The sequence below is a fragment of the Actinocorallia sp. API 0066 genome, assembly GCF_020991275.1.
In the GTDB taxonomy this organism is placed as follows: Bacteria; Actinomycetota; Actinomycetes; order Streptosporangiales; family Streptosporangiaceae; genus Actinocorallia.
The window spans coordinates 256,745-268,703 of the sequence record NZ_JAJLQY010000009.1; the positions used below are offsets into that span (position 1 = coordinate 256,745).

Here is an 11,959-nt window from a genome sequence, read left to right on the forward strand (position 1 = left end):
TCTGCGCTCAGTGTGCGGACGCCGACGGGCGGTCCCTGGGCACCTACTCGCCGGTAACACGGATTCTACTCGTCAGTAACCACTGACGGCGGCCCGGCCCGCCCGCCGGCTTGGTACTTTCTGCCACTTGTCGTATCCGCCCTGTCTCGTTAGCGTTTGTACGAGTCGCCGGTGGAGGTTGCCGTGGTGCATGCGAGGCCCGCGTACCGGCCAGGTCTGCGGCGCCGGCTGGCGCACACCCTCGACCACTTTCATGTCCTCGTCTCCGGCGCGCTACGCCTCACCCGCCCCCTCGCCTGCCTGCGCGGCATCGGCGAACTCCAGACCTGGGGGACGACCCTCGGCGGGCTCACCAAGGCCGCCGCCGCCGTCCAGCCGCGCAAGACGGCGGTGATCGACGACACCGGCACCCTCACCTACGCCGAGCTGGACCGCCGCACGGACGCGCTGTGCGCCGCGCTGCCGCTCTCCGGACCCCGGCCGAGGGTCGCGGTACTGTGCCGCAACCACCGGGGCCTCGTGGAGATCCTGGTGGCCTCCGCGAAGCGCGGCGCCGAGACCGTCCTGCTCAACACCGGCTTCGGGCCCGGACAGCTCCGCTCCGTCCTGGAGGAGCTGCGGCCCGACATCGTCGTCGCCGACGCCGAGTTCGCCCCGCTCCTGGAGGGCTGCCCGCCCCGGCTCGCGCCCGTCGTCGTCTGGGCCGGACCCGACGCGCGCGGCAGCACCCTCGACGCCCTCATCGCCCGGCCCCCGCGCACGCTCGTCGTCCCGCCGCCCACCGACGGCAGGACCATCATGCTCAGCTCGGGCACCAGCGGCCGACCCAAGGGCGCCCGGCGCAGGCCCCGGCCCGGCCTCGGCCCGCTCGCCTCGATGCTCTCCAGGCTGCCGCTGCGCTCCCGGCACACCTTCCTCATCGACGCGCCCGTCTTCCACACCTGGGGCCTGGCCGCCCTCCAGATCGGGCTCGCGCTGCGCTGCACCGTCGTGCTGCACCGGCGCTTCGACCCGTCCCTCACCCTCGGCGAGATCGAGAAGTACCCGCGCATCGCCCACTTCGCCGTCCCCGTCATGCTGCAGCGCATCCTGGAACTGCCCGTGGACGTCAGGGACGCCTACGACAGCCGCAACCTCCGCCTCACCGCCCTGAGCGGCTCCGCCCTGCCCGGCGACCTCGCGCACCGCTTCATGGACTACTACGGCGACAGGCTCTACAACGTGTACGGATCGACCGAGGCGAGCTGGGTGAGCGTCGCCCGTCCCAAGGACCTCCGGATCAACCCCGCCACCGCCGGACGGCCTCCGCGCGGCACCTCCGTCCGCATCCTGGACGCCGAAGGCAGGCCCGTGCCCCGCGCCACCATCGGACGGATCTTCGCGGCCAACGAGAACGTCTTCGAGGGATACACCGGAGGCGACCCCACCGAAGTCCGCGACGGGCTGCTCTCGACGGGCGACCTCGGACACCTGGACTCCCTCGGCCTCCTCTACGTGGACGGCAGGGAGGACGGCATGGTCGTCTCCGGAGGCGAGAACGTCGTACCGCGCGACGTGGAGGACGTCCTGGCACGGCTTCCGGAGGTGCGGGAGGTGGCCGTCCGTGGGGTGCCCGACGCGGAGTACGGGCAGCGGCTCGCCGCCTACGTCGTGCTGCGGCCCGGCGCGGAGCTGACCGAACGCGAGGTCCGCGAGCACGTGCGGTCGCGGGTGGCGCGGTTCGCGGTGCCGCGCGACGTGGTGTTCGTCGGCGAGCTGCCGCGCAACGCCACCGGCAAGATCGTCTACCGGTGGCTGGACGGGCTCGGCTCCGGCCACACCCGGACGCCCGAGGGCAGGGTGCGGTTCTGGTCGCCCGATCCGTCCGGCTTCGACCTGGCCGCCGCGCCCACCGAGGTCGAACCCGACCTGCCGGGACCCGCGCCCGCCTGATCTGGCTGCGCTGAAATCTGACGGCGCCGGAACCTGACCATGTTCGGTCATATAACGGTAAAGGCATAGTAACTCTCCGGTATTACCGTTGTTCCCGCCCGGGGATCCACACCGGGTCGAACGAGGGTCGGAGGACGTGTCATGGTGTTCGGCAGGATCGGCGGACTCGTCTCCGCGGCGGCACAGGCCCCGCTCGCCCTGGCCCGCAGCGGGCTGCTCACCCCCGGCTCGCCGGCCGCCACCGTCCGGCAGGTCGCCGCGCGCGCCCGCTGGGGCGACACGCTCGCCGGGCGCACCATCGCCGGCGCCGTCCGCGACCCCGACCGGCCCGCCCTCGTCGACGAGACAGGCGCCGTGACATACGCCGAACTCGACGAGCGCACCAACAGGCTCGCCCGCGCCCTCGCACCCACCCCGAACGTCGCGCTCCTGGCCCGCGACCACCGGGCGTCCGCCGAGATCCTCATCGCGCTCAGCAAGCTCGGCGTGACGCCGCTGGTGCTCGACACCGGGCAGGCGACGTCCGGGCTTCTCGCGGGCCTGCACGGCGTCGACGCGGTTGTCGCGGACGCGGAGTTCGCCGCGCTGCTCGCCGCCGTGCCGCGCCCGGTGCGGCGGCTCGTCACCGAGGAGGTGCGGCCCCTGCGCGACGCCAGGCCGCTCACCCCGACCCGGCGCGGACGCACCGACGGACGCGAGCGGCTGACCGCCGTGCTCTCCCGGATCCCGCTGCGCGTCCACGAGACGGCGCTCCTGGGCGTCCCGCTCGCGCACCGGTGGGGGAGGGCCTCCCTGCACCTCGCGCTGTCGTTGCGTTCCACCGTCGTGCTGACGCGGCGCTTCGACGCGTCCGGGGTGCTGTCCGCCGTCGACAGGCACTCCTGCACGACGCTGCTGACGGCGCCCGCCATGCTCGACGCGCTCCTGGGCGTCGATCCGGCGCTCGCCGCGACGTTCGACCTCTCCTCGCTCCGGGTGACCGCCACCCACGGCGGCACCCTCACGCCCGAGATCGCCACCGCCTTCATGGACCGCTACGGCGAGATCCTCTACACCGTTTACGGCGACGCCCTTACGATCGCGACCCCTACAGAGCTACTGGAGCGTCCCGGTACCGCAGGCCGCCCCACGCCGGGGACACGGCTGGAGATCCTGCGCGAGGACGGCCGTCGCGCCCTGCCCGGCATGCCGGGCCGCATCCACGCCGACTCCAGCCCCACCCAGGCCGTCGGCCACTTCGACCCCGAAGGCCGCCTGTTCGTCCCGCCCGTCCCCGACGAACTCGTCTTCTCCGACGGCGAGCCGGTGGCGCCGAGCGAGCTGCAACGCCACCTCGCCGCCCACCCGGAGGTCACCGCCGCCGCCGTCACCGCCCTGCCCGACCCCGTCCGGGGCCGCCGCCTCACCGCCTACATCGTCGCCCGCGCCTCCCTGGACGCCGACGCCGTCCGCACCTGGCTCCGCCACCGCTTCACCGCGCGGGCCATCCCCGAGATCCACCTCGTGGACACCCTCCCCGCCCACTGACCCGGGGTCAGCGTTCGTCGGCGGGCGGGGCCTCGGGCGTGTCCTTCTTGTGGCCCATGACGGTGGCCGAGTGCGCCCTCGCGGTCGGGTCGCGGCGGATCTTGAGGAGGCTGGCGACCGTCGTCACCGTGAGGACCACAACGATGACGCCGAGGGACGCCTGGGTGCTGATCTCCGGCGCGGCCGGCCAGATGCCGTGCGCCCAGTGCAGGACGAGCTTCACGCCGATGAACGCGAGGATGATCGCCAGCCCGGTGGCCAGGTAGACGAGCCGGTCCAGCAGGCCCGTCACGAGGAAGTACAGGGCGCGCAGGCCCAGCAGCGCGAACGCGTTGGCGACGAAGACGATGTACGCCTGCTCGGTGATGCCGAAGATCGCCGGGATCGAGTCGAGCGCGAACAGCAGGTCGGTGCCGCCGATGGCCAGCAGCACGAGGAACAGCGGCGTGACGGCGCGCTCGCCCCCGACCCGCGTGGTGAGCCTGCCCTCGTCGTACTCCTCCGTCACCGTGAACAGGCGGCGCGAGGTGCGCACGAGGAGGTTGTCGGCGACGTCCGGGTCCTCGTTGCGGTGCCGGTAGACCTGCAAGGCCGTCCACAGAAGCAGCGCGCCGAAGATGAGGAACATGAAGGAGAACATCGACAGGAGCGTCGCCCCGACCGCGATGAAGATGGCGCGCATCACCAGCGCGAGGAGGATCCCTATCGTCAGGACCTTCTGCTGGTACTCACGCGGGACGGCGAACGTCGACATGATGATGACGAAGACGAACAGGTTGTCTATCGACAGGCTCTTCTCGACGATGTAGCCGGTGAAGTACTCACCTCCGTACCCCCACCCGTGCTGCCACCCGAGGAACAGCCCGAACACCACAGCCACCGCGATGTAGAACACCGACCACGCCGTCGCCTCCCGGAACCCCACCGCGTGCGGCCGAAGCGCCCCCACCGCCAGATCCACCGCAAAGAGCACGGCGATGACCCCGAGGGTCACCCCCCACCCCAACGCCGTGACCTCCACTGACCCGCCACCTCTCCTCACCCGTACCTACGCCGTTCCCCCCTCAACGCCGCCCCACCCCACCCGGTTCCCCCTCCTTTCCCCTGTCCTCCTCCCGCCGCGCGGCGGCACGACCCCCGAGACGGCATGCGGCGCCCCCACGTCAAGCGTCCACCCCACCCCCGCCGGAAGCCCGCCCAGCAGATCCCGCCCGGTCGAGGCCAACCAGGGCCCCGGCCCGACCGCCCGCGCCAGCGTCCCGAGCGAACTGAACAGCGCGACCTCACCCCCGGTCACGCGCACCCCGGGCCGCTCCGTCGCCGGGCAGTACAGCACGGCGTCCGTCAACGCCGCCCAGACGCCCTCCCGGGCCCGCGCCGCCTCCACCAGCCGCACCATCGGCTTCCGCAACACGGAGACCGCGACGACCCGCTCCACCCCCGCCAGATACAGCACCGCCTCCTCAGGCAGCACCGCCACCAACACATGCCCCGACATCCGCCCCCACCCCACCGCCCCCGGCGGGACCACTCCGGGCACCTCCGCCCACGGCCCAAACACCGGCACCACAAGCCCCCCACCCCACTCGACCCCCCGAGGCACCCCCCTCCCATCCACCCCCACCCGATACTCCACCCCCAAAACCCACGCCACCTCCTCCACCTCCACCCTCCTCACCCACCCACCCGCACCGCGTGCCCCTGCCCCCGATCCAACACCACCCCCCGCCCCACCACCTCAACCCCCGAAACCACCCGAAAGCCCACCTCCCCCAGCTCCGCCCACAACCCCACCCGCGAGGAGAACACCACCCCACCCACCCCCTCAGGCACAAACACCACCCCTCCCACGACGGCCTCCAGCACCCCAGATCCACGCCGAGCCGCCCGAAGTATCCCGAACGCCACATCTTTCAAATCTCGCCCCACCAGCAAAGGACCCCGCCCGTTCACGAACACCATCCTGTCGGTGTCGACGGTCTTGGCGAGGTGCTCGGGGGTGATGTCCGCCCAAGCCGTGAATCCCGGCCACTCGGAGGGTTCGAGCGGGGGGACGCGGCGGGTCGCCGCGGGTGTCCACACCGCGTCGCCGACCGGGGACACGACGGGCGTGCCGTCCTCGCGCACCGCGACACGTAGCTCAGGAGCGTCGGCGATGTCAGCGATGAGCGCGGCACGGCGGGCGCGCAGCGCGGCGAGCCGTGCCGTCCAGGCGCGCGCGGACTCCGACACGTCGCGACCGGCGTCCTCGGGACGGACGAGCGCCTCGTACGCGCGCAGGAGGCCGGCCTTGGCCCGGTCGGGGCGGTATCTGACGCCGTTGTCGCCCGGATAGCGCCTGCGGTGGTCGTAACCGCGCAGCCGGATGTCCTCGGGAACGCCATCGGGGAAGGCCCGGCAGTAGCTGAGGAACGTGCTGAAGGGATCGCCGCCGCCGGGGTCGTGGTCGGGGTTGTAGGTCTCCCTCAGGAACGCGCAGGACGCACAGAGGTTCTCCGGATACGTGATGAGTCCCGGCAACGGCGTCATCTCCCCTTGAAGTGCTGGTCGATGAAAGACCCTACGGCGGTCGCGATCGGTCTCGGGTCGGGACTCAGCCGCCATTCGGCGAACGCTTCGGCGAGCATCTCCGCGCCGTTGTGGGCCCCGTAGCCGGACAACTCCGTCCTGACCTTCATCTGTCCATGCGGAATGGACGGATTGAACCCGTCGGGATCGACGTGTACACCTACCTCCCGCAGCTCACGCGCCAGCTGATGCCGGAGCACGGGATCGGCCATGATGCGCTCTCCCAGCAGATGCCCGAACTCGTGGACCAGCGTCGCCCGGGCCGTGAGGCCCTCGGGCACAGAGGACCAGCCCGACTCGTGTGACTGCTGTGCGCGCATATCGGTGACGGCCTTGTCGCCGAACTTGTGCTGGAGCAGATAGATCCCACGCGGAAACCCACCCTGCGGGGCCAGGAGGGTGGCTCCCTGAAGGTTCTCACCCGCATGGGGAACCGCGGCGCGCCATCCGTCCAGGCTGACCACCTTGATGGCATCGATGTCTTTGAGCACGCCAGGGTAGTCGTCAGCCAGGTTCTCCAGGGCGCGGGCGAACGCTGCCGCGTTGCCCGGGTCGACCGGGTGGGATCGGAAGTCGACGACGACGCCGAAGCGCTCGGCCACCTGTTGCGCCGCCCGCTCGGCGGCCGCGAGCGCGGGTGAGACGGCGGCGGGCGGCACCACCACGTCCGGCGCGGCCCCCATCGGCACGTCCGACACCTTCGGGTTGTCGGGGGCGTCCGGCGTTCTCGGGTCCTGGGGATCCAGCCCTGCCGGGGAACCGTGGCCGTCGGGGGCCTGGGGATCGGGGGGCCGGGGGTGGTGGGGGGAGGTTCGGGCGAAGCGGGTGGCGGTCTGGCCCAGGCGGGTGGCGGCGTTCGCGGGGGCGCCGGTGCCGAAGGTGGCGACGGTGAGGACGATGCCGGGGACCGCCTCGCCGAAGGCGCGGACCGGGTCGGTCAGCCAGAGGTCCCAGTTGACCATGGCCTTGGCGAAACCGACCGGGTCCTCGCGCCCGGCCCACAGCCCCTGGAGCATGCCGACGGGTGTGCGTGCCAGCCACTCCCTGTGGTCCAGCATCGCGTACGGGAGCGCCGTCACCGGGTTCGTGGCGAGCGCGAGCAGGCCGAGTTCCTTGGTGCCGTGTGCCAGGCCCGGCAGGTAGTGGCGCACGTAGAGGTCGACGGCCTTGGCCGTGGGCGACTCCGCCCTGTCGTCCGGCTCGCCTCCGGTGGGAGAGGGCGCGGCGAAGGCTGGCGCGTCGCCGAGGGCGATGAGCGCGAAGCGGCGCCGCCGGAGGTCGCCCGCCTGCGCCCCGACCCACGCGCCCGCCGTCCGCACCCGGGCGCCGGGCGCGGCGTCGAGCCCGAGCCCGGTCAGCAGCCCGGCGAGTTCCCTTCCCGCGTCGTCCCAGGCCGGGCCGGCCGCGTCGAGTTCGGCGATGAGCCGGTCGAGCAGGCCGGGATCACCGGAGCGCACCGCGTCGCCGGACCTCGGCGCGGTGCGGGGCGGCGCCCCGAGCGAGGGTTCGGTGACCCCCGCGGCCTGCGGACCCGCGAGCGCGCGCACCCTGTCGAACGCCTCGGCGAGCGCGTTCCGCACCACCCGGTACCTGTCGGTGAGACCGGTGCCGAGCCGGTCGGCGACCGGTCCGACGAGGGCGCCGTCCGTGAGCAGCCGGGCCGGACGGTCGAGGGCGCGGACGTAGCGGTCGGCGAGGGTCCGGATGCGGCGCAGAGCACCGTCGATCTCCTCCGGGGTCGGCACGGGCCCCCTCCGCGTCGGCCTGCCATCGGCACTCGTCAGCTTGCGCGGACCACGCTTGTCGATCTCCCCGCGGCAGGTCAAACCGCCGCCGATCGGGCTAACGCGAACCCCCACGTGACGTGCCTCGGGCATGGGTGAGGTGGCCGTATCAGGCCAGGTGGTGCGGGGTGGGGAGGCGGGAACGTCTGGATGGTCCGTGGTGTCACTGTGGGGGCCGGATGAGGACAAATTCGACGGGATCGGCGGTCATTCACCATGATCGTACGGTTCGTATCGCTTGAGGGACGGGGTCGGGGACATGAGTGCGCTGCTGGACGGGGATCCGGGGCAGCTGGGCGGCTACTGGCTCGCGGGGCGGCTGGGCGCCGGCGGACAGGGCGTCGTGTACGAGGGCTACGACGTGCGGGGCAACCGGGTCGCCGTCAAGGCACTGCACGCCGAGTACGTGTCGGAGGGGGACAGGTCGCTGCTGCGCCGTGAGGTGGAGGCGCTGCGACGCGTCGCCTCGTTCTGCACGGCGAAGGTCATCGAGGCCGACCTCGACCATGTGCCTCCGTTCGTCGTCAGTGAGTTCGTGCCGGGGCCGACCCTGCAGGACCGGGTGGACCGGGACGGCGCGTACGCGCCCGAGGAGCTGCACCGGCTCGCGATCGGCATCGCGACGGCGCTGTCGGCGATCCACCAGGCCGGGGTGATCCACCGCGACCTGAAGCCCGCCAACGTGCTGCTCGGCCCGGACGGGCCCCGCGTCATCGACTTCGGCATCGCCAAGACCCAGGAGATGTCGCGCAGCGCCACCGGCCAGCTCAAGGGCACCCCGCGCTGGATGGCCCCCGAGCTGTTCCGCGGTGAGCGGGCCACCGAGGCCGCCGACGTGTGGGCGTGGGGCACCATCGTGCTGTTCGCCGCCGCGGGCCGGCCGCCGTTCGACGGCGAGAGCCTGCCGTCGCTCATGCACCAGGTGCTCAACCACCAGCCTGAGACCGACGTGCTCACCGAGCCGCTGCGCTCCCTCGTCGAGGCGTCGCTCGCGCACGACCCGACCCGGCGGCCCGCGTCCCGCCAGATCCTCGGCAGGCTGCTCGGGATGGACGCGCCGCTGGAGGAGGGCGAGCGGGTCGCCGCCGACGTGCCCGCGCCGCGCGCGCCCGTGCCGTCCCTCACCGACATGGCGGAGAACGCCTACTCCCGGCTCGACCCGGTGGCCCGGCAGGCGGCGCCGCGTGTCCTGCTGCGCATGGTGAACACCCGGCCGGACGCCCGCGACACCGTGCGACGGGTGCCGTTGCGCGAACTCGGCGAGGAGACCGACGGGCAGACCCTCGAACGCGTCCTCGTCGCGTTCGGCGAGGCGGGGCTGATCCGCGGCGACGGTCAGTCCGTCGTGCTGAGCACGCCCGCCCTGCTGCGCGCCTGGCCCAGGATGCGGGACTGGGTGTCGGCCGAGTGGGAGGGCCTCGAAGTCCACCACGCGCTCGCCGACGCCGCCCGCTTCTGGGACGAGCACGGCCGCAAGGACGGCGACCTCTACCAGGGCAGCACCCTGGACGGCGCCCTCACCTGGGCCGCGACCGGCCGCCGGCTGCTCACCCTGAACACCCTGGAACGCGCCTTCCTCGACGAGGCGGTCAAGCTCACCCAGCGCCGCTCCCGCACCCGCACCCTGATGATGGCGGCCCTCTCCTTCCTGCTCGTCGTGGCGCTGGGCGCGGCCACCCTCGCCGCCGTGCAGAGCCGCGACCTGCGCGCCACCAACACCCTCGTCTCGCAGCAGCGCGACACGGCGCTGGGCACCCAGATCGCCGCGCTCGCCGTCGGCATGCGGCGGATCGACCCCGCCACCGCGGCCCGCCTCGCGATCGCCGCCGCCGACCTCGACGACTCCGGCGTCGACGTCCGCAGCGCCCTCGTCACCCTCTTCCACCAGGCCGAACGCGACGTCTACCAGCCCGAAGGCACCACGGGCATGTGGAACGTCGCCTCCGACGCCCGCGCCCGCAGGCTCGTCTACGGCGACGGCAACGAACTGAAGGTCGTGGACGGAGAGAAGCTGACGGTCCTGCGCACCATGACCTTCGAGGGCGAGCCCGTCTCCGCCCTCACCATCAGCGACGACGGCTCCACCGCCGCCGTCGTGGAGAACAACGGCGTCGTCCGGCTCTGGAACCTGGAGAACGGCACCGCCGCCGAACGCTCCTTCAACGTCTCGGCGCCCGGCGTCGTGCTGAGCCCCAAAGGCCGCTACGTGGTGGGCCAGGTGCAGCAGCGGAGCGTCGTCTGGGACGCCCAGACCGGGCAGGAGATGGTGAAGCTCCCTTATCGGCTTCCCCGGCTGGCCTTCTCCGGCAACGAGACGGTGCTGGTCTCGGTGGACCGGGAGAAGAACAGGCTTGACTGGTACGACCTCACCAAGAAGGAGAAGGTGAAGGCCCCCACCCTCACCAAGGGCAAGGAGAACATCACCTCGGTGGCCTTCAGCGAGGACAACAAGTGGTTCGCCCTGCGCCAGGGCGAGACCGTGACCCTGGTGGACCCCAAGGAGTTCAGGCCGCGCACCTACTCCGGCGCGAAGGAGAACCCGAACACGACGTTCTCCAACCTCTCCTTCAGCCCGGACGGCAAGTACTTCGCCTTCGACAACACCGTCTGGACGACGGAGGGTTTCGACAACGACCCCCTCTTCACGTATCCGATGCAGCTGTGCGGCCTCCAGCGCTTCCGTGCCGACGGCCGCTCCCTGGCCTGCGTCGACGCCTTCAACGCGCTGAACATCATCGACCTGCGCGCGGTCATGGACACCGTGAAGCTGAACCCGCACCCGGTGCCGGACGCCGACTTCAGCGCCGACGGCTCGACCCTGGTGATCGAGTCGATGAACGACGTGCAGATCTGGGACCCGGCCACCCGCGAGCTGCGCCGGTCGCTGCCGGTCAAGCCGGAGGCGAGCAACGACTACCACCTGTCCGACGACGGCTCGTTGCTCGCGATCGCCTACGACAGCGGCACCGTCGACATCTGGGACACCGCCTCGGGCGCCAGGCGCACCACGCTCACCATCGGCCACGATATGGACGCCGCGAACCCGGACATGGCGTTCAGCCCCGACAACAAGCTCTTCGCCTTCACGATGTTCGACCAGGGCGGCGGCGCGCTCGCCCAGATCTGGGACGTCAACCTGGCCCGGATGACGGGACAGAACTTCGGCACCAAGCCGGAGGTGCCGGGCTTCCAGAACATGTTCACCGAGACCGAACTCGTCTTCCTGGATGGCGGCGGGAAGCTCGCCGCGGGCAACGACCTGGGAATCCTGGAGGTGCCCTCGGCCCGTACCCTCGTCCCGCCCGCGAACCAGGGGCCGACCTCGATCCGCGCGTACAGCTCCGGGCTCGACCTGCTGGCGACGTTCTCCTCCGACCGCGTCGAGTTCTACGACGCGGGCTCGCAGCGGCTCGCCTCGACCCTCCACACCGGCGCGCAGGGGGGCTCCGGCCCGGCCGCCTTCTCGCGCGGCGACGGCGCCGTGCTCGCCACCGGCGACTCCGCCGGGAACATCAGGCTGTGGGCGGTGCCGCAGCGGCGCGAGTTCGGCGTCCCGCTCACCGGAAGGCTCCGCCCTCTGGCGTCCGCCAAGAACGTCAGCGGCGTGGTGTTCTCGCCGGACGGCAGCTCGGTGTTCAGCGTCACCGACGACGGCGGCTTCCGCGCCCACCTGATCGACCCCGCGAAGATCAAGCAGGAGCTCTGCACCACCTACGGCCCGCTCTCGCGCGAGGACTGGAAGCGCTACATCCCCGACCTGCCCTACCGCGACGCCTGCTGACCGCCCGCCCCGGGACGCCCGCGCACCCACCCGCGCGGGCGTCCCGCGAACCTTCGCGAGCCCCGCCCGGAACCGTCCCAAGACCGACCCGAGCGCCGTGCGGACGCCGCGGGGAGCCGGGCCAGTCGCGCGGACGCTGTGCGGAACCGGGCCGAGCGCCGTGCGGGCGTTGTGGCGAAGCGGGTCAAAGGTGGTGGAGGAGGGGCGAGAAGAAGCGTCGGGCGCGCGGGGCTGTGCCGTCGGCCGTTGACGTGAGGGGCGCGGCGAACCGGCCGCGTGTGCCGCGCTCGGCGGCGCTGTGTTGTTCCATGCCGACGACACTAACCCGCGCCGGTGACATTCCGGCGCGGCCGGTGACGATCTGTGG

General features: G+C 72.2%; 8 protein-coding genes. 3 read left to right on the forward strand and 5 right to left on the reverse strand.

Going from position 1 to position 11,959, the window contains the following annotated elements; all coding sequences use genetic code 11:
• The first annotated feature begins 183 nt into the window (after positions 1-183).
• Together LO762_RS22905 and LO762_RS22910 are read left to right on the forward strand one after the other, a co-directional pair.
• Positions 184-1,932, forward strand: coding sequence for an AMP-binding protein (locus LO762_RS22905; protein WP_230617915.1), 1,749 nt, complete (start codon positions 184-186; stop codon positions 1,930-1,932).
• A 141-nt stretch (positions 1,933-2,073) separates the two neighbouring features.
• Positions 2,074-3,459 carry an AMP-binding protein gene (locus LO762_RS22910; protein WP_230617916.1) on the forward strand — a complete coding sequence of 462 codons (1,386 nt, stop codon included), beginning with the start codon at positions 2,074-2,076 and terminating at the stop codon, positions 3,457-3,459.
• 7 nt (positions 3,460-3,466) lie between these two features.
• Here the strand turns inward: LO762_RS22910 and LO762_RS22915 are convergent, their stop codons facing one another.
• From LO762_RS22915 to LO762_RS22935, 4 genes are all read right to left on the reverse strand, one after another.
• Entirely contained in the window at positions 3,467-4,501 is a 1,035-nt protein-coding gene (locus LO762_RS22915) for a TerC family protein (protein ID WP_308104371.1), read from the reverse strand.
• A gap of 6 nt (positions 4,502-4,507) precedes the next feature.
• A complete protein-coding gene (locus tag LO762_RS22920) occupies positions 4,508-4,957 on the reverse strand; it encodes a hypothetical protein (RefSeq protein WP_230618011.1) in 450 nt (149 codons plus the stop codon).
• A gap of 176 nt (positions 4,958-5,133) precedes the next feature.
• Positions 5,134-5,988, reverse strand: coding sequence for a hypothetical protein (locus LO762_RS22930; protein ID WP_230618012.1), 855 nt, complete (start codon positions 5,986-5,988; stop codon positions 5,134-5,136).
• A complete protein-coding gene (locus LO762_RS22935; RefSeq protein ID WP_230617918.1) occupies positions 5,985-7,772 on the reverse strand; it encodes a hypothetical protein in 1,788 nt (595 codons plus the stop codon). Before LO762_RS22935 ends, LO762_RS22930 begins: the two co-directional genes overlap by 4 nt.
• 298 nt (positions 7,773-8,070) lie before the next feature.
• On the opposite strand from LO762_RS22935, the gene LO762_RS22940 reads away from it, so the two are divergent.
• Positions 8,071-11,592, forward strand: coding sequence for a serine/threonine-protein kinase (locus LO762_RS22940; RefSeq protein WP_230617919.1), 3,522 nt, complete (start codon positions 8,071-8,073; stop codon positions 11,590-11,592).
• Between the two features lie 184 nt (positions 11,593-11,776).
• On the opposite strand, the gene LO762_RS32755 is transcribed toward LO762_RS22940, so the two are convergent.
• Positions 11,777-11,902: a hypothetical protein gene (locus LO762_RS32755; RefSeq protein ID WP_255687694.1), complete on the reverse strand. Its 126-nt coding sequence runs from the start codon at positions 11,900-11,902 to the stop codon at positions 11,777-11,779.
• Between the last annotated feature and the right edge of the window lie 57 nt (positions 11,903-11,959).